Consider the following 19,207-nt stretch of genomic DNA (forward strand, 5'->3'; position numbering starts at 1 on the left):
TTATGATAAAATATTTTATTGTAGACTACAAAAGTACCGCTCGAGACGGGTCATAAAAATGGTTTATCCTACCCGAGTCCCGGCGAGTCCTAGGTAAAAGGGGGAAACTTATATTGTACGCCATAATTGAAACTGGCGGCAAGCAGTATCGTGTGTCGGAGGGTGACACCATTTTTATTGAAAAACTGCCTGCAGACGCTGGTGAAACTTACCAGGTTAACAAGGTCCTGGCTGTGGAAAAAGATGGAGCGCTTAAAATCGGCAATCCCGTTATTGACGGGGCAAGTGTAACGCTGAAGGTCGAAAAACACGGCAGAGACAAAAAGATTATTGTTTTCAAATACAAACCCAAAAAGAATTATCGGCGTAAAAAAGGCCACCGTCAATCCTTTACCAGGGTTGTGGTGGAAAAAATACAGGCCTGATTGACGGAGGTGAGATTTAGATGGCACATAAGAAAGGTGTAGGTAGTTCTCGCAACGGTCGCGATTCCAAACCTAAGATGTTGGGGGTTAAGCGTGGCGACGGTCAGTTTGTTACCGCAGGCAGCATTCTGGTACGTCAGAGGGGCACCCACATTCATCCCGGCCGCAATGTTGGCCGCGGAGGAGACGATACATTGTTTGCCATGGTAGATGGCATTGTGTCATTCCAAACCAGGGGCAAGGATAAAAAAATGGTCACTATTAAAGAAGTTGAAAAGACCGCTGCCGTATAAATAATAGTATATGAAATTACTGCAAACCCAGGGTTAAACACCCTGGGTTTTTTGATGGCTACGGCTCGGAGGTCAAAGTATTTGACACCTTTTTTCACTATAAAGGGAAGAATTAGGAGCGGCTAAATTTCGCTGGATAGCTAACATTTACCACCGGACTTGCCGGGCAAGGTATCTGTGCATATACGGGATCTATCGATTATTAACCCAAACATAAGGAATAATATCAAATAATTTAGAGAAGCTAAAGATCAATGGTTACCAAAAACAGATAGGAGCAAAACTGCGTGGAAAAAATCCTGCACAGCATTTTCGGCTCGTTGCATATCCTGGCCGTGGAAACCTGGATCGGCAGCATGATTTACAGCATGTTTGCCGTGGCTCCGGCCTTAAAACACCTGGCACCCCCCGGCGCACGCCATCAACATGATCGCCGCCGGGCGTTTTTCATCCCTCACCTGGGGTAGTTTGGCGGTGTTAATCGTTACCGGCGTCTACGCTGTTTCCGGTAACGTGGATAAGCTGTCTCCGTTATTTGGTCAACCCGCGGGTATCGTACTGTTTGTTAAATTGCTGTTGGTGGCGGCCCTGATTGTGATCCTGCTGTATCAGATATATACCTTAAATCCAAAAATGAAAAAAATAATCAACCCGGCCACGCCCAAAGGCCAGGAAAACGCGCTGGAAATGGCCCGGGCGGGCAACACGGCAAAATTCTGGTCCTGGACCCACCTGATCGTGGGAATAACAGTAATTATACTGGCGGTTATTCTTGCCGAGCTTTTAGAGCAATAAGGATGGGGACACACTGCCTCTTTTTGATCCATATTTTGGGAATCGAAGAAATGTCCTCGATTGAATGGGGTCAAGGAATGTCCCCAATTGATGGGGGTTAAAACATGGAATGGCAGGCGGTTTTTAACGGGGCGAAGGAAATACCCCTCTGGGGTTTTGCGGTGCGGGCCGCCCTGCTTTATTTTGCCCTGATCATCGGCGTCCGGTGGATGGGCCATCGTGAGGTGGGTATCCTGGCGGGTTATAACTACCTGACGGCGGCGGGGATTATGAGCGTGGCCGCCGTACGCATGGTCAGTCCCGAGGCGTCCCTCACCTCGGCCCTGGTGATCGTATTTGCTTATGCCCTGGTGAATGTATTTTTTTCCTACCTGGATATCAAGTGGCCCAAGCTGATTGACCGGGCGCCGGTAATTCTGATTGAGAACGGCTTAATACATAAAAAGAATATGTTGGACTCCCATGTTACCATCGATAACCTTTTAGGCCAGTTAAGGCTTAAAGGGGCGCACAACCTCTCCGAGGTGGCTTTCGCCATCCTGGAACCCACGGGTAAAATTAGTGTGTTTAAAAAATCCAATACTTTGCCCGTAACCAGAAAACAAATGAACCTGCCGGCCAAATTTGCAGCATTGCCGGCCCTTTTAGTGCACGACGGCCAGGTGGACGGTGAAAACTTAACTTCGCTGGGGCTGAACCTGAACTGGCTAAAGGACCGGCTGGCGGAACAAGGTTTTGGCCGGGTCGAAGACGTATTCCTGGTGGCCTTGCAGCCGGACGGGACGCTTTACGTCAGTTCATAGGATTGGGGACATGCCAGTTAAAGCTTGGATATTCTTTTGGGGATAGGAATGTTCCCGATGAAACGTTCCAAATTAAGGGTGGTAAGGACAATGGAACAGCTTGCCTCAATTTTCGGGGCCGTGGAAAAATTGAGCCCGTTCGGTTTTTTTGTGCGGGTACTGGGAGTAGCGGTGCTGCTTTACCTGGGCAGCCGTTTTTTGCCCCGGCGTTCGGGCGGCCAGTTCTCCGCCTACGATTTTGCTTTTTTTTGGATGATGGGTGGTTTGATCGCCGCTCCCCTGTTTGACTCCAAAAACAGTTTTGCCTTTGTCATTATTTCAGTAACTACCATTTATATCTTGCATTACGCTATTTCTTACCTCATGGTTAAAAGCCGCACAGTGGCCCGCATTTTTGGAGGAACGGCCATCCCCCTGATACAAGGTGGGGTAGTTTTAAAACAAAACATGAAAAAAGCTCTGTTTCCGATAGAGCTTTTATTATCAGGACTGCGCCAGGCTGATGCTCCCAACCTGGCCGAGGTTGAGACAGCAGTATTGGAAACCAGCGGGCATGTTAGCGTGCTCAAAAAAACCGATTTCCAGCCTGTGACACCCAAAGACCTGAAAATGTCCGCCCAGGAAGCAGGATTACCGGTCTTGCTGGTCAATGACGGCCGCATAGTAAAAGAAAACCTGCGGAAAATCAATAGGGATGAATCATGGCTGCGCGGCCAGCTGGAGAAATACGGCGCATTGAACCTGAAAGATGTTTACCTGGCTGGAATTGATGGCTCAGGTCGGCTGTTTTATTCTATGGCAACTACCACGTAAGGAGGGAAGACAGTGCTGACTGATCAGGAAAAAATGAACAACGCTATGAAAATGATGCTGTTTCACGAAGAAAGCATGGCCAAAAAATATGCCGACTTGGCCCAGCAGATCACCGACCCCAAACTGCAGCAAATGTTACAGGGGATGGAGATGAGCGCCCGCAACCATTACGGCACGCTGTCCCGGAAAATGACGAGCCTGGGCATAGTATAATTAAACTGGGTATCCATGTTGCTGACGGGTGCCAGCTAAAATGATGAAAAATAGTCCTATCAGATGAGACTTGAAAGGAGCATCAAATATGAACACTCTGGACAAATTACAGGACGCCCTGCAGGATGAAATGATGCTGCAGTCTCTGTATAACAAGCATATGGTGGATATTACAAACCCGGAAGTGCGCCAGTTGTTTACGCAAATGCGGGACACCAAAATGCAAAATATTACCAGGCTGCAGCAGGAAATTCAACAGATGATGCAAGCCGGCAAAATAGGTTAGCTACCTATTCTATCCTTAAAATCTACTGGTCGTATTATTTGTATCCCTTGAAATTATTTTAAACCCAACAAGTGGTCATCTCCAGAAATGATTATTTCTGCTTTAGCTTCTATTGCACATTCTAAGAACATATTATCATCAGGGTCTTCATAAATAGCGCTAAGCCGAAAATCCGGAATTATGTCCCCAACGTATGGGTCAAAACCCAACCTGAGCCAAGTCTTCTTTATAATTTTGTTATACTTTTGTGACAGGTTTGATACATTTATCCTCCATAATAAATAGTATAAGTTATGAATTGCCCCGGCTTTCCGGGGTATCTTATTTAAAAATAACGCCAAATCTGATTAGTTCGGAGTGGTCTTATATATGGCAGACATTCAAACAGTAACCACCCGGCCTGAACCGCCAGGATTAAAGAAACTAACAGTTAAAATATCCGGCATGTCCTGCGCGGCCTGTGCCGCCCGCATTGAAAACGCGCTTGCCAAAATTCCCGGCGTCGAGAGTGCCGGAGTAAACTTCGCGGCTGAAACCGCCACGGTGGATTACCTTTCTGAATCGGTAAGCTCTGAGCAAATTTTAGACAAGATCAAGGAAACCGGTTACCGGCCGGTGACGGGACGCACAGAATTGAGACTTTCCGGCATGAGCTGCGCGGCCTGCGCCGCTCGCATCGAAAAAGTCCTCAACAAACTTCCCGGTGTCACCCGGGCGGCGGTGAACTTCGCCACGGAAAAGGCGGTGGTGGAATTCAACCCGGCGGAGATCGATGTGCCGCAGATTAAAAAAGCTGTGGCCGATATCGGTTACAAGGCTGCCGAGGTGGACGACAAGACCACGGCTGACCTGGAGCGGGAAGAAAGGGAAAGGGAAATCCGACGGCAAAAGTCCCTGGTGATTTTTTCCGCTATTTTTTCCGCACCCTTGGTGGTTTATATGCTGGCAATGGTTTTGAACTTGCGCGGCGTGGTTCCGGCCTTTTTCTTCAACCCCTACTTCCAATTTGCCCTGGCTACCCCGGTTCAGTTTATAGCGGGGGCTAACTTTTATAAGGAAGCTTACGTGGCCCTGCGCGGGCGGAGTGCCAACATGTCGGTGCTGGTGGCCCTGGGAACCACCGCCGCCTACCTGTACAGCGTCGCTGCAACCTTTTTTACCGGGCGCATAGGGAATGTGGAAGTTTACTATGAAACCGGGGCTATAATCATTACCCTGGTCCTGCTGGGCAAAACCCTGGAGACCATCGCCAAGGGGAGGACCTCGGAAGCGATCAAAAAACTGATCGGCCTTCAGGCCAAAAACGCTCGTGTCATCAGGGGCGGCCGGGAGATGGAGCTACCCGTGGAGGAAGTGGAAGTGGGGGATCTGGTGGTGGTTCGGCCCGGCGAAAAAATTCCAGTGGACGGAATGCTGAAAGAAGGCTATTCCACAGTGGACGAATCCATGCTCACGGGAGAAAGCGTACCAGTGGACAAAAAGGCCGGGGACGAGGTAATCGGAGCTGCCATTAACAAGCTGGGCACGTTCAAGTTCGAGGCCACCAAGGTGGGTAAGGACACTGCCCTGGCCCAGATCATCAAAATCGTGGAGGAGGCCCAGGGTTCCAAAGCGCCGATTCAGCGCATGGCCGATGTGATCTCCGCCTATTTCGTACCGGCTGTGGTTGCTCTAGCCCTGGTTACATTTCTCGCCTGGTTCTATTATGGCGCGCCCGGCGATTTAACCAGGTCTTTGTTGAACTTCACCGCCGTCCTGGTGATTGCCTGCCCCTGCGCCCTGGGGCTGGCCACGCCCACATCAATCATGGTGGGCACCGGCAAGGGTGCTGAAAACGGTATCCTGATTAAAAGCGGCGAATATCTGGAAAAGGCCCATAAACTGACGGCCATCATTCTGGACAAAACTGGAACCATCACCAAAGGAGAGCCCGCTTTAACGGACCTGATCCCGGCGCCGCAATACAGCGGGCATGAACAAGGCTTGCTGCAGCTGGCCGGCAGGGCGGAAAAAAATTCCGAGCATCCACTGGCCCAGGCCATTGTGAACTATGTCAGAGAAAAAGGAGCCGTTTTAAATGACCCGCGGCAGTTCAAGGCGATTCCCGGCCACGGGGTGGTGGCGGAAATCGAAGACAGCACAGTTCTGCTGGGCACCAGAAAATTAATGCAGGAGCATAATATTGACATCTCCGGTCTGATCGCAGAGGTCGAAAACCTTGAAGAACAGGGCAAGACCGCCATGCTGATGGCGGTGGACGGTAGGCCGGCGGCTGTTATCGGTGTCGCGGACACCATTAAAGAAAATTCAAAGGAAGCTATCAGCCGCTTAAAGGAAATGGGTCTGGAGGTTTGGATGCTTACCGGGGATAACCGGCGTACCGCCGAAGCCATTGCCCGGCAGGTTGGCATTGAGAACGTGCTGGCGGAGGTGCTCCCGGAGGACAAAGCGCAGCAGGTTGAAAAGCTGCGCGGGCAGGGTAAGGTAGTGGGCATGGTGGGGGACGGCATCAACGACGCCCCGGCCCTGGTCACCGCCGATGTCGGATTCGCCATCGGCACCGGCACCGACGTGGCCATTGAAGCGGCGGATATTACCCTGATGAGGGGTGATTTGAGGGGCATTGTGGCCGCCATCAGGCTCAGCCGGGCCACCATTAAGAATATCAAGCAAAACCTTTTCTGGGCGCTGGCATACAACACAGTGGGCATCCCGGTGGCGGCGCTGGGCTTTCTTAACCCGGTGATCGCCGGGGCGGCAATGGCCTTCAGCTCAGTGTCTGTGGTAACCAATGCCCTCAGGCTGCGGCGCTTCAAGCCGGGGTTGTCATAGAATTGTTATAGAAATAGATATTAAATTTCTTCAATAATTCAAAGGAGATGATTCATTTGGAGGAGATTCTTAGAACCTACAGTCCCTGGCTGCTCTTCGGTGTTTTAATGCGCCGCGGCGGCTGCTGCGGCAGTCATACCGGGCATAACAACAACGGTGACCATGACCACACGGATGTCCATCAAAAGGATTCTTCCACTACTAAGAAAAGAAGCTGCCACTAAATTGGATAGGCTGATACAAACGCTATCAGCCAAACCACAATAGCAACCCGGGGTTCCCCGGGCGAACTCACTGTAAAGGAAATGCGAGCTATTATTATCTTTATCATAATATTTATTTGGTTAAGGGTTAACATCATGCCTATGCCCGGTGGGTTTTATAATGAATACTCTTGATGATTTTTTAAGACCATACCTTGGACCTGACTAAAGCCATGAAGGCGGAAGTGATGCAAATGAAATATGGGGATTACTCAGTAATGCGGGGTAACATCTTTGATAAAATAACCCCCGCTGCCCGCGAGGGTTATTTGTCAGTATACCTTACCCGCAACAACCACCTTTATGCCGCTTGGGTCTGAAGGTATTGCAGCAGGTTCCATCTTACGTTTGAATCTTATTATCACCGCTGGATCGAACCTCAATACCATCCGCATGGCACTCATGAGCATCATTATAGTGGCATTCCTCACACATGCATTTCATTACTCTGGACATGCTTGCACCTCCTATTACGAATTTGATCATAATAACCCTTAATATATTATCTCTTGTCTAGTAATAATCTATTTTTTTCACCTTTGCTGCTTATCTATGTATAGACAACAACCTTACCCGTAATATTTTCGCCAAAGATCCGCTTGCCATCGTAACTGTCAAAGGAATAGGGGCGGGCGGTTTTTGCGGTCATGATAGGCGGGGTCGTTGTACTTTTACGTGAAGACCACGGATTCATCCTATTATTGAACATGAACACCGCCACTCCTATAATGACGGTCATCATACACACCAGCATGCTGAAAGTGAATTACCACCTGTTGGTTTTTATACACATCCACATAAACATGATGCTGTGCAGCAATCGCACCCGCATATGCCGGATATTCACCATCGACACAAGCATTAGAAAAATGATATACCCATACCAGGATTAAAAAGCCCGGGTGCAGCCACCCGGGCTTTTTAACTACAGAAGCTATTTTTTATTTGGCTTGGGCTCCATCGTCATACCCTGAACCCATCATGCCGCCGTAACCGCCGTTATAGCCACCCATCATACCCATGCCATACTGGTTATGAAAGTCCCGCATGTAGTTGAAATGCTCCTGCCAGGCTTTGGCCTGGTCCGGTGTAATTTGGCCGTTCTTTTGGGCATCATCCAGCCACTTTAGATGCCAGTCAAACATTTGATTAAACCACTGCTGATTCTGTGTGTCCTGCCCCTGCGGTGTTTGTACTGTTACGGCCGCAAAAGCGGGAATTGCCAGAGCTAAAACCAAAATACCTGCAACGGCTAAAAGCCAAAACTTTTTGTTCACAAAAAATTCCTCCTTTAAAATATTGGCATTATTGCAGGCAGTTTAACGTCGTACCCGGGACTGTCTACGGCACCCGCCTTTACAGTGGGCCACTTGCCTTAGCATCCATTGTTTTCTAAGCATTTGCTTCCCTCCTTTATGAAGTTATGGCATAAAAGCCACGGGTTATTGATTATTGATTGAGTTCCTCTTTAACGCGTTGGTATTCTTCTTTAGTAATTTCACCTTTGGCGTAGCGGCGCTGCAGCAATGCCACCGGTTCAGGCCCGCCGGCCATTGCATTTCTCCGGCCGCGGTCCCAGACAGTAAGCACCAGGTAAATAATCCCTACCAGTACCACCACCGGCAGCAGCATGCTTAACAACATGGAGAGTCCCCAGCCCAGGCCGCTTAACCCGCCACCGAATCCAAATCCCATCATGGTCAAAACCTCCCAGCTAAATGTTTTATTCGTTTGTTGTTCTCTTGCTTGACTTCACTATAAACTAAACATTTTACGAAAGTATGGCATAAATATCACGATTTTGTAACAATGAAGAACGTTATGTATAACGTAAGCCACCAATTGAAAATTAAACAACATTGTGCCACATTCAACAAAAGCCAGTCAGCAATCATAACAGGAAATATTTTATTGCCAAAATATGTACCCATAGAAAAAGCCTCTTATTAGCGAAGAATTATACAAAAGGAGATGCAGGCCTACTCCCCAATAAAAACCAGGAGGTATAACATGAAACTATTAAAGAACACAAAACATATGGTCGCTGTTGCAGTACTGGCTGTATCCATCCCTGTGGCAGGCGTTGCTTACGCTTTTCCCGCCCAACAAATGCCGGTTGATGACCAAACCAAAGGCAAAACGGCAGTAGTGGACCAAATGACCCCGGGAGCCGGGCAAATGGCTAACCAGGCTCAGTTCTCTAATATGAATGCAAGTACACATAATCCGGCGAAGGTGGCCATTAACCAAACTAATAATGATGTTACAAAAAAAATGAACGTTAATTACCAAACCCATATGACCCAAAAACAGCAAAAGAATACACAGCCTGGCTCTAATAATTTCCCTCAGGTTAATCATATGCAGCATGGCATTGACCATTCGGGCAGCCACCACCAGGGACTAGGGCATGGTGAAATGAATCATAACAATTAAAACAACGTAAAAAAGGAGCCCGTGCGGCTCCTTTTTAATCAAATATGTAATACTTTTAGGTACTAAAATAAGGCATTCAAAATATGGTGGTGTTATACACAAGCCTGGCAAATGAGTGTTATTGCTAACAGGTAAGACCCAACAATAACCATCAGTGGTGTAACAGATTTGTGATATTTATTATGTATAATATCCGGGGGCCGATTTATCATCATACTCATTCGATACAATCCCAACCGCCACTCTGAAAAATGCAAATTGTATTTGGGCCATTTCAAGCTCCGCGTAGCGAGAACGGGAATTTGCAAATGGCTCCTTTTATTTCTCATCTAATTAACAGAGGGCGAGCGAAGATTTTTAAAGCGGACATAAAAGCGGAGTGATAGACATTGTATACACGGGATCTCGAACAAAAACTCGTCGCAGCCCAAAGGGGTGACTCTTTGACCCGGGAAGAATTAATCAAGTCACATAGAGATTCTATTGCCAGGGTCAGTTCTCAAGTATGCAGAAAGTTTCTTGCCTGGGATCATGATGATGAACTCAGCATCGCTCAGGTTGCTTTTAATGAAGCCATTGACAAATTCAAGCCCGGGCAGGGAGCATCTTTTTATAGTTTTGCCCGGATGATCATCCACAACCGGTTGGTAGACTTCATTCGCAAAGAATCCAGGCATAATCACGAATCTTTAACACCATTAAACCCCGGGGAAGAAGAACCTAGCCAGTATGATATAGCATACTCCACCAAGCAGTTTCACGAGGAGCAAAATCAGGCCGCCCTGGCCGGGGTGGTGGAAGAATTCATTGAGGTGCTGGGTCAATATCGGGTTACCCTGGACGATCTGGTAAAGGTTTCACCCAAGCACCGGGACAGCAGGGAAACGCTGTCCCGGGTCGCCCTTTGCCTGGCGAGTGAACCTGAACTTTTAGATTACATGAAGAAAAATAAGCTTTTACCTGTGAAAAAGCTGGCATCCCTGACCCGAGTTAAACGCAAGGTATTGGAAAGAGGGCGTAAATATTTGATTGCCCTGGCATTAATATTCTCGGATGAAAGATTTCGTCCTTTGAAGGAGTTTACCCGGCTGCCCGGCGACTGTTCATGAAAGAAGGTGCATAAGCGTTGAAAAAGGGAAAAGGCGTGGTTTTCAACATTACCGGCCTTAAAACTATTATTTATACTGAAGAGGGGACCTTTTTAAAAATACCTACCCCTGAACCAAAGCCCCTGGTTGGCCAGACCATAGAGTATACAGCAATGTCTCGGCCCTTCTTTTTTAGCCCCAAAATTATTAGATACGCAACTGTTGCCGCAGCGTTAATACTTGTACTGGCATTGGGACTTTTTACTCCGCTGTTCGGAATTGGCGGCGCCGTAGCCGCTGTTGAGCTGGATATTAACCACGGGGTAAGTCTGCAGGTTAATAAATACGGGAAAATAACATCCGCATACGCTACCGGCCGGGGGCCTGGCGGTGTACTTGATGATTTGAAACTTAAAGGGAGGGACATATATCAGGCAACCAGGATGATTATACAAAATGCTGAGGCAAAGGGCATTTTGGGAAAAGAAGAAAACGTCATCATGGTTAGCGTAGTGCCAATGGGAAGTGGTGAAGGGGACGCGGTAAACCCGGAAAAGCTCAGGGGCATTGTCAAAGAAGAGATGGTCAGACAAAACGCTTCAGGTGTAATTCTGGTTAACCGGGTAAACGATGAAACCATTCAACATGCGCAAAATCTGGGCATGACAGTAAACAATTACCTGATTTATGAACGCTGCCTGCAAAACGGCTTGGATGCCCGCGCCGATGTTTTCCGCAAGGGGGATGTGCGTGGTGTGATAACTAAAACCAATGTATCATTACCCGAGTTGTTCCCTAAAGAATGCATGGAGGTTAATGCGCAGGAACAACAAAATGCCGGGCGCACTACAAACGGTGAAATTGAGCATAACTCTGCGGTTGAACCGGAACACCGCCAGAATGGCAGCGGCCGGATGATGCCCGCTGGCGAAGCCGGTCATATGAACCAGGAGAATACACACGGTGAGATTGAATCTGGTGGAGAAATCCATAACATGAATTCACCCGGCATGACCTCCTCACCGGTGGAACCAACCGGTGTAATGAGTGATGAGCACCGGAACGGCAGCTCAAAAGTTACGCCAATGCAAGATAATAGCAGCATTGGGTCCGGTAGCTTGATGCAGTCGTATAGTAATACCGGGGAAAGGTCCGGACACCGTGAATAAAATAATTTTATCCCCACCCCAAGCGCCGTTCCCTGAAAACCATAACCTTTAAAGATGGGGAAGTTACTTAAAACGGGTTAGGAGTGAACCTGATGCAAGCCGGTGGTATTCTCTCTACTCAGTATATTGTGATGATTGTCACGGCTATTGTGGTGGGCACCCAAAACGGCCTCAGGACTTTAACAAATTTGTCACAATCTTCCTGGCGGTCCAATTACATGCCTCCCTCTAATAATAATTACGTTTTCACTCAATTTAAGTATAACCTATTATCTGGTAACTTTAAAGAAAATCGGGTGGATTATCACCGGCAATTGTGATAAAACCTTTAACCTTTTGTAACAGAAGCGTGACATTATTTTTATATCATAAAGCCAGGCGGACCGAATCAAACAAAAAGGAGGTTATATAACTATGAGGAAAAAAAGGATTTGGTTGCTAGCAGTAGCAGGTATACTGGTTTTAGCCCTGGCGGCTCCGGCTGCTTTCGGGGCGATTGACGGGAATGACCAGAATGTGCAGAATCAACAGAATCAAAAGTTTATTGATCAGATGCTTAATTGGCATCAGAGCTGGCTTGACCAGGCCCAGAAGGACGGTCAAATAACGCCGGAACAGGCTAAAGCTTGGCAGGACCACTTCAATTACATGCGTGATTTCCATGCCCAAAACGGTTTTGGCCTGATGGGCTCCATGATGGGCGGCGGGATGATGGGCGATTTCGGCGGAAATAATGGCTTTGGCGGGATGATGGGTGAGTCCCAGACTAATTAACCCGGCGGGGCGGGACACTCCGCTCCTGCCAAAACAGGAGATATAGAAAGGTGATAACTGTGGAGAAATGGTACCTGTTGCTATTTCTATTATGCCCGGTAATGCACTTGCTGATAATGCGCGGCCACGGGCACGGTAGCCATGCCGCTTGTAAAAAAACTGGGGCTGAAGAGCAAATCAGCTCAACCAGCGAAAGCTAAAGATTAATCTATATTTGATATACTCCCCACATGACCCCCTAAAAAAAAAAACAACTCACTACCCCTGCGCAACGCAGGGGTTATTTATCTGGTTTTCTTAAACCGGCCCATGCGCACCGGGCTGAGCCTGCGCGTGCTGGTATTTGCTTAGAAAAAATATAAAATAAATGGGTAACAATAGAGAGAAATGTCGTTAATTAAGACAGCTGGCTGAGGTTTAATATGTTATCGTAACCGGAGGTTAATTGATGGAAAATACTAAAAAAATATTGGTTGTGGACGATGAGCGAAAAATCCGCGAGTTAGTCCGGCTTTATTTGGAAAAAGAAGGTTTTAAGGTCGGGGAAGCCGCCGACGGGCAGAAGGCCTTGGACTTATATAAGGATGCACAGTGGGATTTAATCGTTCTGGACCTGATGATGCCGGGCATTGACGGTTGGGCGGTTTGCAAAGAAGTAAGGAAAAACTCCAGTGTGCCCATTATTATGCTCACCGCCCGGGACGATGAATTGGACCGCATACTTGGCCTGGAACTGGGTGCCGACGATTACGTGTCCAAGCCGTTCAGCCCGCGGGAACTGGTGGCCAGGGTGAAAGCGGTGCTGCGCCGCACCCAGGCAGCCATACCAACGGAACTGCCTGTCGGAGCTGACATTATTCAGTTTCCCGGGCTATCCATTAACCCGGAGCTGCGCCTGGTATTGGTTGATGACCGGGCTGTAAGCCTGACCCCCAAGGAGTATGAGCTGCTTTACCAGCTGGCCAGGTCGCCGCAGCGCACATTCACCCGCGAAGAGTTATTGGAAACCATATGGGGTTATGACTATATGGGGGATACTCGTACGGTAGACACTCATGTAAACCGTTTAAGGGATAAACTGCTTAAAGCATCGGGGAATAAAACGTCTTACATCTCGACGGTATGGGGAGTTGGCTATAAATTTGAGGTGAAATAAATGAAGATCCTGCGTAAAAGCGTGGTATTAAAACTATGGCTGTTTATGGTCGCGCTGGTTTTAATTATTATCTATTTTACCGGCGTTCTCCAAACCGCCAAGTTAAGACAATTATACTATAACCAGCAGTTGGAACTGTTGACCAGCGAGGCCAAACATATATCGACTATTAAAGACATTAATGAACAAAGCATGAACGCTAATCTTTTATCTACCCTGGCCGAAGCTTTTAAGGGCAACATTATGATTATTGACAGGCAGGGCTATATTATTCATTGTATCGGCATGGGTATGAGCATGAAAAACGTTGCCGACGAAAAAATCAGTGTGGTAGGTCATCATGATTTACCCTGGAAGCAATCCGATTTGCAGTCAATAATGCAGGGAAAGACCATCTCTTACCAGGGAGCCTATCATTTTTTGAATTCAGATGTATTAACCGTGGCGGTGCCCTTAAATAATGAAGGGCAAGTAACCGGTTCGGTTATGTTGAGTTCACCCTTGGCACCCATAGAGGAGCGTATCGGCGCCCTGCAGAGAATTACCATCTATGCCGGTATGATTGGCATTGCGCTGGCAACTGTTTTGAGCCTTTTGTTATCCCGCACCATATCCCGGCCTTTGTTGAAAATGCACCGGGCAGCCCGGTCAATGGCCAGGGGCGATTACTCCCGCCGGGTCGAAGTCAAATCACAGGATGAGATCGGTTTACTGGCCAATTCTTTAAATATCCTGGCAACTGAACTGCAAGAAAAAATCACCACTTTAGAACGGTTAGACAGAACCAGGCGTGAGTTTGTGGCCAACGTTTCGCATGAACTGCGCACGCCCCTATCCATTATCCAGGGGTACACTGAAGCGCTGATGGACGGCTTGGCCGAATCGGAAGCTGAGCGCCAAAAATACCTGGAGGATATCCACGAAGAAATCCTCCGGCTGCGCAGGCTGGTGGCAGAGATTTTAGATTTGCGCAAAATTGAGGCGGGCCAGATAGAGATGAAAATGCAGGAGATCTCTCTAGCCTATCTGGCCGGCCAGGTGTTTGAGCAATTTCAAACTTTGGCTGAAGATAAGCAAATCACCGCGTCCCTGGATATCGCACCTGGCTCATATACCTTAAAGGCTGACCCGGATCGCATTAAGCAGGTTTTGATCAATCTTATTGACAATGCTCTGCGGGTGACTCCGCCGGGAGGCCAGATTAAAGTAACCTTAACAGAATTAAAGGATGCGGTGCAAGTGTCCGTTGCCGATACAGGGCCGGGTATACTTCCGGAAGAGCAGCCGTTAATTTGGGAGAGGTTTTACAAAGTGGATAAATCCCGCGCCAGAACAGGTGGCGGCACCGGCTTGGGATTGGCTATTGCCAAGAATATAATCGAAACCCACGGCGGTACAGTAGATGTCAGCAGCAAGCCGGGGCAGGGCAGCACTTTTTATTTTATCATCCCCAAGTAAAAGATCCCCGTCTTCTTATGCTAGAATGAGTACTGCCCATTTTTGTTTACCAGAGCCCAAACTCAAAATTTCGTTGCCCTTCCCGTCAAATCATCACAACTGAAATCTCTTAACCGGGCAGATACGTAGCCCCCAATTTCATCTTGGTCATAAAATAACGTTCAAAGCCCAGTTTGGCCCAGCGGACCCAGCGTTTCTTTTTCAGTATCGTCTGCTGCCTGGGCGGAAGGGCGGGTTTGGCCACCATCAAAGAGGCGCTATCGCCCATGTCCGCAAGGCACACCACACCGATTTCCGTTACCGGGTAAGCGATCTTAGAACCACCCTGGATATCGGCGGCAATGTTGTGAGCGGCCAGCTTGGCCATGTTGGTGGTCATATTCCCGGTCTTGGGCACACCGGTGGGCACCGGTGTCGGTTCCACCGGCATAATCCCCACGGATACCCCCACCCCATAAATGTTTTGGTGCTTGGGCAGGCGGTAGTATTCATCCACCATCAGCCACCCTTTGGGGTTGCCGAGGCCGGAGTTTATAATAGCATCTACCCCACGGAAGGGAGGCGCAAACATGGAATAGTTGAAAGGTAGTTCGGTGCCGTCATTAAGCTTAACGCGCCCGGGAATTATCTCATCCACCGTCGCGCTGCAAAGGGCCTTGATGTCCTTTTCCGCAAACTCATCTTCCATGAGCCGGCGCGATTTGCCCACCCCACCCAGTCCGAAGTGACCAAGATAAGGTTCAGCGGTGACGAAGCAAAGAGGTGTTTTACTCCGCCGTCCCATTTTTCTTAACAAATGGTCAATTTCAAAGATCATCTCATAAGCTGGGCCAATACAGCTGACCCCCTGGGTAGCACCAATAAGGTAATATGGTGTTGTTTCTTTAATTTTTGTTTCAGCTGTAGGGCGGTGGTAAGTCCACCGAATGAGCCTCCTACGATGACGATCCTGGCCATACGTTTGGGTATCCTCCTTTGGTGCTTTTAATTTGATCAGTCATTTGTTATGTTTGCAACAAGCTAACACAGCTTAAACTAAAATCCGATGAATATTTTTCATTGTTGCTATGCGTGGTGTAATACAAATAGGGCAGGCACCAACAAAAAAATTGTTACCTGCCTTATTGAAGTAATTCTTTTTTAACTATGATTAGGCAATGACTTTGAGCAACCCGGGCTCGCTGACTATCTCCCCTATTTCCTCCGCCAGCACTACATCCAGGTCTTTGCGCAAAGCGGCCAGCAGGCGGTCAACATTTTCCCAGGACACTACCATTAATAACCCGCCGGATGTTTGCGGGTCGCAAAGAATCAGCCTCATCTCGTCCGACAGCCCTGGGTCCCACTGCACCGTGTCACGGAGGTAGCGGTAGTTGTTGTGGGTACCCCCGGGCACCGCGCCGGCCCGGACCAACTTTTCCGTTTCCGGAAGCACGGGCACCGCGGATACATTAACCCGGGCTCCCACCCCGCTGGCGACGGCTATTTCCCGCAGGTGCCCCAGCAGTCCGAACCCCGTTACGTCGGTACAGGCATTGACCCCGACCTCCAACATAATCTCTGAAGCCCGCCGGTTCAGTGTCAGCATAATATCTGTAACTTTTGCCACTTGGTCTTCATGCACCAGCTTATGGTCTATACCGGTGGTGATTACCCCAACACCCAGCGGCTTGGTAAGAATCAACCGGTCTCCAGGTTTGGCCCCGTTTTTGCCCACCATTCGGTCCGGGTCCATAAAACCGGTAACCGCCAGGCCGTACTTTGGGGCGCTGTCGGTAATGGAATGCCCGCCGACAATGGTTACACCGGCATCAGCGGCTTTATCAGCCCCACCCCTGATGATATCCTCCATAATGGACAGGGGCAGGCTCTGGTTGGGAAACCCGATGATATTCAGGGCGGTCACCGGTCTGCCGCCCATAGCGTATATGTCGCTGAGAGCGTTGGCCGCGGCAATCATCCCGAACTGGTAGGGGTCGTCAACCACCGGGGTGATATAGTCAATGGTTTGGATCATGGCCAATTCATCACTAATCTTGTAAACCGCGGCGTTATCATCCCGACCGGCCAGGACTTTGGGATCTCTCACCGAGGGCAGGCAGCGCAGAACCTGCGCCAGGTCCGCAGGACCTATTTTGCATGCTCACCCCGAACCCGGAGAATAAGATGTAAGCTTTACGTTTAACGATTGGTTATTCATTATTCACACCCCAGATCTTTAGAGCCTGTTTATAGATTGGCCCAGTTAACCCTAATATAAATGTAATATAAAGTAGAAATTTAAATTATTTCCTCTTGCATTGGCGCATTTAGGTCTAAAAACTAAACTTGGCACGAAAATGAGTTAATAAAAAATATGGGCCACATATTAATAGTGGCCTTGATATATTATATTTATTGTCTTGTGGCATCTAGTTTGTGATTTCATTAAGGAAGTCGTACATATTTTCTTTGTCTAAAGCTATTTCTCTAGAAACTAATTGATCATTAACAAACACATTGGTAGATGATAACAGAGTGTAACTTTTTGCTTCCTCTGAATCATTTAGATAAATGTTCAGTTCAATTTTGTCACCGAATTTTTCCTTCATTTTCTTGGCTACACCTATAGCCTTTTGACAACTCATTCAACTTGGATTTCCGCTGTGAAAAACAATCAGCTTAACCATTAAACCAAACCTCCTTTGTTTATATTGGGACTTTTAAGGTTAAATGAGTAAGATTATTATGCTAATCTCACCTTTTCCATAGCTATTTTATTTTTCTTTTCCGCCTGATTAAATTTTAATGTAATAAAGACAAAAATAATTGTTGCAAGTATTATACTTACATAATTCAAAGCTAACAATATTACACTAGGATAATATTTTCCCCAAACATAATCCCCCAAAACTTGGGAGCCGACCAGAGCTCAGACCATACTCCATTGGGTTGGTGAAAAATCACTTTTGTAAAAATAATTTTTAAAGTAGTCGTTTAACAGATATAGACTAAAAATAATCCAGCCGATAGTAATAACATAAGAAAAATTAATAAAGAAGAATGACAGAACCTCTACATTAAACTTAAAATGTGTCTGTAAATAAAGTGTAATTCTGTAAAAACTGAATCCGAACAGACAGGATATGGGGACTATAAGGAAGTAACTTGGTTGAACTGGTTTTGGAGCTAAATCGTTTGCTTTTATTTGCAGGTAAATCAAATATGACAGTTTGGTAATTAACAGGAAACCCCCAATAGTTAAAGCTAAAAAAGAAGCAAAGGCTGCTGTTGATGAAATTACCTTATCGCTTGCCATAGCGGCAATTCCCGTACCCGTTAAATTAACTAAACCAAATGCGAAGACGTCGAGCAACCATACAAAATTAAGCTTAGCTACATCAAGCGGCTGGCTAAACCAGATTTTGAGAAGCTTAAGTTCGAGGGCCAATAACATAAACAAAAGAAATCCGTAAAAAAGTAGACCCGGCAACATCAGTGATTGGTTATTATATGATAATTCAGGAATAAAGAAAGTCAATGGACCGAAAATCACACAAGCGGTCATAGACAGAGAGGCAATTGGTACAAAAGCACCTATACTCTGTGTTGGAGGGCCGCTCATAAATGTTGTATACTCTTCTTTATTGAAAAGCCATTGAATAAGTTGTTTAACAAAAACAGTAATAACAAGCAGGTTTATGATAGTTAATGCTAGCATAAGTAAGATTAAAGGGTAATACAGAACGGTTTGACCCAAAGACAATTTACCCCATGCAATATTCGATATCGTAAATGCTCCTTCTTCATAAGGTAGTGCAAGTAGTAATAAATTGTAAGCCATTAATGCAACACCACCTGCAGCTAAAGGTAACTGAAACTTAAATGGTGAAAATTTCATGTGAATCCTCCCTTATGACATACTTAATTTTAGATTTTTAGGTGATTCGATCGGTTTAATTAGGTAACCTTCTATGAGTTTCACCTCCGATAAGTAAAATTTTATTAAGGTTTGTTTTATTCTTGCCTGTTTAAAATAGCATGATTGGCAAGTATAACACAAATGATTTCTTTGCATAGGTAGTATGCATCAAGGTAATATGTTCCGCTCATATAAGGTCACCGTACATTTTCTTCCACCATTTCCAGTACGCTTTATCGTCCATAAAAGACCGGTGGTCCGGGTTCCAATCTTTATTTTTACCCATATTGTAATTGTGGACGTTTTTATCCTGTGTCAATATTTCATAGGCCTCAGAGATTTGCTTAAATCTATCGGTTAAACTCTGGTCACCGCCATTGAGGTCGGGGTGATACTTTTTTGCCAGCTTCCAGTAGGCATGTTTTATTTCTTCGATACCTGCTTTGTCGGATACACACAGTATAAGTCTTGCTTTTCTTCTTAATTCCGCCCTTTTCATTGC

28 protein-coding genes are annotated in these 19,207 nt (G+C 46.9%); 17 read left to right on the top strand and 11 right to left on the bottom strand.

Annotation, left to right across the window (positions count from 1 at the left end; translation table 11 throughout):
- Nucleotides 1-113: 113 nt before the first annotated feature.
- The 8 genes from rplU (at nt 114) to BM056_RS12940 (ending at nt 3,628) form a co-directional block, all read left to right on the top strand.
- Nucleotides 114-425, top strand: coding sequence for a 50S ribosomal protein L21 (gene rplU / locus BM056_RS12905; RefSeq protein WP_092471842.1), 312 nt, complete (start codon nt 114-116; stop codon nt 423-425).
- Between the two features lie 20 nt (nt 426-445).
- Nucleotides 446-718 carry a 50S ribosomal protein L27 gene (gene rpmA, locus BM056_RS12910; protein ID WP_092471843.1) on the top strand — a complete coding sequence of 91 codons (273 nt, stop codon included), beginning with the start codon at nt 446-448 and terminating at the stop codon, nt 716-718.
- Between the two features lie 287 nt (nt 719-1,005).
- Nucleotides 1,006-1,185 carry a hypothetical protein gene (locus BM056_RS12915; RefSeq protein WP_092471844.1) on the top strand — a complete coding sequence of 60 codons (180 nt, stop codon included), beginning with the start codon at nt 1,006-1,008 and terminating at the stop codon, nt 1,183-1,185.
- Between the two features lie 7 nt (nt 1,186-1,192).
- Nucleotides 1,193-1,513 (top strand): CopD family protein, encoded by a 321-nt coding sequence (locus tag BM056_RS12920; protein WP_238456463.1) that lies wholly within the window; start codon nt 1,193-1,195, stop codon nt 1,511-1,513.
- Between the two features lie 104 nt (nt 1,514-1,617).
- Entirely contained in the window at nt 1,618-2,316 is a 699-nt protein-coding gene (locus tag BM056_RS12925) for a YetF domain-containing protein (RefSeq protein WP_092471846.1), read from the top strand.
- 90 nt (nt 2,317-2,406) lie between these two features.
- Nucleotides 2,407-3,129 (top strand): DUF421 domain-containing protein, encoded by a 723-nt coding sequence (locus BM056_RS12930; protein WP_092471847.1) that lies wholly within the window; start codon nt 2,407-2,409, stop codon nt 3,127-3,129.
- A 12-nt stretch (nt 3,130-3,141) separates the two neighbouring features.
- Entirely contained in the window at nt 3,142-3,342 is a 201-nt protein-coding gene (locus tag BM056_RS12935) for a hypothetical protein (protein ID WP_092471848.1), read from the top strand.
- A gap of 70 nt (nt 3,343-3,412) precedes the next feature.
- Nucleotides 3,413-3,628 carry a spore coat protein gene (locus BM056_RS12940; RefSeq protein WP_238456452.1) on the top strand — a complete coding sequence of 72 codons (216 nt, stop codon included), beginning with the start codon at nt 3,413-3,415 and terminating at the stop codon, nt 3,626-3,628.
- A gap of 53 nt (nt 3,629-3,681) precedes the next feature.
- On the opposite strand, the gene BM056_RS25610 is transcribed toward BM056_RS12940, so the two are convergent.
- Nucleotides 3,682-3,969 carry a putative toxin-antitoxin system toxin component, PIN family gene (locus BM056_RS25610; protein ID WP_114319288.1) on the bottom strand — a complete coding sequence of 96 codons (288 nt, stop codon included), beginning with the start codon at nt 3,967-3,969 and terminating at the stop codon, nt 3,682-3,684.
- Between the two features lie 28 nt (nt 3,970-3,997).
- Here BM056_RS25610 and BM056_RS12950 point away from each other — a divergent pair, with 28 nt between their 5' ends.
- Together BM056_RS12950 and BM056_RS26245 are read left to right on the top strand one after the other, a co-directional pair.
- Nucleotides 3,998-6,460 carry a heavy metal translocating P-type ATPase gene (locus BM056_RS12950; RefSeq protein ID WP_092471851.1) on the top strand — a complete coding sequence of 821 codons (2,463 nt, stop codon included), beginning with the start codon at nt 3,998-4,000 and terminating at the stop codon, nt 6,458-6,460.
- 56 nt (nt 6,461-6,516) lie between these two features.
- On the top strand, nt 6,517-6,684 hold the full coding sequence (locus tag BM056_RS26245) for a hypothetical protein (RefSeq protein ID WP_165613513.1): 168 nt from the start codon (nt 6,517-6,519) through the stop codon (nt 6,682-6,684).
- A 381-nt stretch (nt 6,685-7,065) separates the two neighbouring features.
- On the opposite strand, the gene BM056_RS12955 is transcribed toward BM056_RS26245, so the two are convergent.
- The 4 genes from BM056_RS12955 to BM056_RS12970 form a co-directional block, all read right to left on the bottom strand.
- Nucleotides 7,066-7,179: a DUF1540 domain-containing protein gene (locus BM056_RS12955; RefSeq protein ID WP_092471852.1), complete on the bottom strand. Its 114-nt coding sequence runs from the start codon at nt 7,177-7,179 to the stop codon at nt 7,066-7,068.
- Between the two features lie 94 nt (nt 7,180-7,273).
- Nucleotides 7,274-7,465, bottom strand: a complete 192-nt coding sequence (locus BM056_RS12960; protein WP_131820764.1) for a hypothetical protein — start codon at nt 7,463-7,465, stop codon at nt 7,274-7,276.
- 199 nt (nt 7,466-7,664) lie between these two features.
- Nucleotides 7,665-8,000, bottom strand: a complete 336-nt coding sequence (locus BM056_RS12965; RefSeq protein ID WP_092471854.1) for a hypothetical protein — start codon at nt 7,998-8,000, stop codon at nt 7,665-7,667.
- A 172-nt stretch (nt 8,001-8,172) separates the two neighbouring features.
- Complete coding sequence (locus BM056_RS12970) at nt 8,173-8,421, bottom strand: SHOCT domain-containing protein (protein WP_092471855.1); 249 nt, start codon at nt 8,419-8,421, stop codon at nt 8,173-8,175.
- 312 nt (nt 8,422-8,733) lie between these two features.
- Between BM056_RS12970 and BM056_RS12975 the strand changes: the two genes are divergently transcribed.
- From BM056_RS12975 to BM056_RS13010, 7 genes are all read left to right on the top strand, one after another.
- Complete coding sequence (locus BM056_RS12975) at nt 8,734-9,159, top strand: hypothetical protein (protein ID WP_092471856.1); 426 nt, start codon at nt 8,734-8,736, stop codon at nt 9,157-9,159.
- Nucleotides 9,160-9,548: 389 nt separating this feature from the next.
- Nucleotides 9,549-10,268, top strand: coding sequence for an RNA polymerase sigma-I factor (gene sigI, locus BM056_RS12980; RefSeq protein WP_092471857.1), 720 nt, complete (start codon nt 9,549-9,551; stop codon nt 10,266-10,268).
- A 17-nt stretch (nt 10,269-10,285) separates the two neighbouring features.
- A complete protein-coding gene (locus BM056_RS12985; protein WP_092471858.1) occupies nt 10,286-11,416 on the top strand; it encodes an anti-sigma factor domain-containing protein in 1,131 nt (376 codons plus the stop codon).
- Between the two features lie 414 nt (nt 11,417-11,830).
- Entirely contained in the window at nt 11,831-12,190 is a 360-nt protein-coding gene (locus tag BM056_RS12995) for a hypothetical protein (RefSeq protein ID WP_092471860.1), read from the top strand.
- A gap of 50 nt (nt 12,191-12,240) precedes the next feature.
- Complete coding sequence (locus BM056_RS13000; protein WP_092471861.1) at nt 12,241-12,390, top strand: DUF2933 domain-containing protein; 150 nt, start codon at nt 12,241-12,243, stop codon at nt 12,388-12,390.
- 248 nt (nt 12,391-12,638) lie between these two features.
- Nucleotides 12,639-13,346, top strand: coding sequence for a response regulator transcription factor (locus BM056_RS13005; RefSeq protein ID WP_092471862.1), 708 nt, complete (start codon nt 12,639-12,641; stop codon nt 13,344-13,346).
- Nucleotides 13,347-14,804: a sensor histidine kinase gene (locus tag BM056_RS13010; RefSeq protein WP_092471863.1), complete on the top strand. Its 1,458-nt coding sequence runs from the start codon at nt 13,347-13,349 to the stop codon at nt 14,802-14,804.
- Between the two features lie 109 nt (nt 14,805-14,913).
- Here the strand turns inward: BM056_RS13010 and BM056_RS13015 are convergent, their stop codons facing one another.
- From BM056_RS13015 to BM056_RS13035, 6 genes are all read right to left on the bottom strand, one after another.
- Complete coding sequence (locus BM056_RS13015) at nt 14,914-15,621, bottom strand: NAD(P)/FAD-dependent oxidoreductase (RefSeq protein ID WP_092471864.1); 708 nt, start codon at nt 15,619-15,621, stop codon at nt 14,914-14,916.
- Nucleotides 15,618-15,761 carry a hypothetical protein gene (locus BM056_RS26250; protein WP_165613514.1) on the bottom strand — a complete coding sequence of 48 codons (144 nt, stop codon included), beginning with the start codon at nt 15,759-15,761 and terminating at the stop codon, nt 15,618-15,620. The genes BM056_RS13015 and BM056_RS26250 overlap by 4 nt, the downstream gene beginning before the upstream one ends.
- A 193-nt stretch (nt 15,762-15,954) precedes the next feature.
- On the bottom strand, nt 15,955-17,004 hold the full coding sequence (gene selD / locus BM056_RS13020) for a selenide, water dikinase SelD (protein ID WP_092471865.1): 1,050 nt from the start codon (nt 17,002-17,004) through the stop codon (nt 15,955-15,957).
- A gap of 211 nt (nt 17,005-17,215) precedes the next feature.
- Nucleotides 17,216-17,473 carry an HSGNPxU motif (seleno)protein TsoX gene (tsoX, locus tag BM056_RS13025; protein ID WP_337661183.1) on the bottom strand — a complete coding sequence of 86 codons (258 nt, stop codon included), beginning with the start codon at nt 17,471-17,473 and terminating at the stop codon, nt 17,216-17,218.
- A 56-nt stretch (nt 17,474-17,529) separates the two neighbouring features.
- A complete protein-coding gene (gene tsoY, locus BM056_RS13030; protein ID WP_376797747.1) occupies nt 17,530-18,684 on the bottom strand; it encodes a selenoprotein TsoY in 1,155 nt (384 codons plus the stop codon).
- Nucleotides 18,685-18,892: 208 nt separating this feature from the next.
- Nucleotides 18,893-19,204, bottom strand: a complete 312-nt coding sequence (locus BM056_RS13035) for a J domain-containing protein (protein ID WP_092471868.1) — start codon at nt 19,202-19,204, stop codon at nt 18,893-18,895.
- Between the last annotated feature and the right edge of the window lie 3 nt (nt 19,205-19,207).

The organism is Desulfotruncus arcticus DSM 17038 (genome assembly GCF_900113335.1).
In the GTDB taxonomy this organism is placed as follows: domain Bacteria; phylum Bacillota; class Desulfotomaculia; order Desulfotomaculales; family Desulfallaceae; genus Desulfotruncus; species Desulfotruncus arcticus.

Excerpts from the sequence above, each read along its gene's own strand:
- BM056_RS12950 (WP_092471851.1), top strand. The coding sequence starts at position 3,998 with ATGGCAGACATTCAAACAGTAACCACCCGGCCTGAACCGCCAGGATTA.
- rpmA (WP_092471843.1), top strand. The coding sequence starts at position 446 with ATGGCACATAAGAAAGGTGTAGGTAGTTCTCGCAACGGTCGCGATTCC.
- BM056_RS13015 (WP_092471864.1), bottom strand. The coding sequence starts at position 15,621 with ATGATCTTTGAAATTGACCATTTGTTAAGAAAAATGGGACGGCGGAGT.
- BM056_RS12970 (WP_092471855.1), bottom strand. The coding sequence starts at position 8,421 with ATGATGGGATTTGGATTCGGTGGCGGGTTAAGCGGCCTGGGCTGGGGA.
- BM056_RS12930 (WP_092471847.1), top strand. The coding sequence starts at position 2,407 with ATGGAACAGCTTGCCTCAATTTTCGGGGCCGTGGAAAAATTGAGCCCG.
- BM056_RS12975 (WP_092471856.1), top strand. The coding sequence starts at position 8,734 with ATGAAACTATTAAAGAACACAAAACATATGGTCGCTGTTGCAGTACTG.
- BM056_RS26250 (WP_165613514.1), bottom strand. The coding sequence starts at position 15,761 with ATGGCCAGGATCGTCATCGTAGGAGGCTCATTCGGTGGACTTACCACC.
- BM056_RS12995 (WP_092471860.1), top strand. The coding sequence starts at position 11,831 with ATGAGGAAAAAAAGGATTTGGTTGCTAGCAGTAGCAGGTATACTGGTT.
- BM056_RS12960 (WP_131820764.1), bottom strand. The coding sequence starts at position 7,465 with ATGATGACCGTCATTATAGGAGTGGCGGTGTTCATGTTCAATAATAGG.
- BM056_RS13005 (WP_092471862.1), top strand. The coding sequence starts at position 12,639 with ATGGAAAATACTAAAAAAATATTGGTTGTGGACGATGAGCGAAAAATC.
- BM056_RS13010 (WP_092471863.1), top strand. The coding sequence starts at position 13,347 with ATGAAGATCCTGCGTAAAAGCGTGGTATTAAAACTATGGCTGTTTATG.
- BM056_RS13035 (WP_092471868.1), bottom strand. The coding sequence starts at position 19,204 with ATGAAAAGGGCGGAATTAAGAAGAAAAGCAAGACTTATACTGTGTGTA.
- BM056_RS12955 (WP_092471852.1), bottom strand. The coding sequence starts at position 7,179 with ATGTCCAGAGTAATGAAATGCATGTGTGAGGAATGCCACTATAATGAT.
- BM056_RS12925 (WP_092471846.1), top strand. The coding sequence starts at position 1,618 with ATGGAATGGCAGGCGGTTTTTAACGGGGCGAAGGAAATACCCCTCTGG.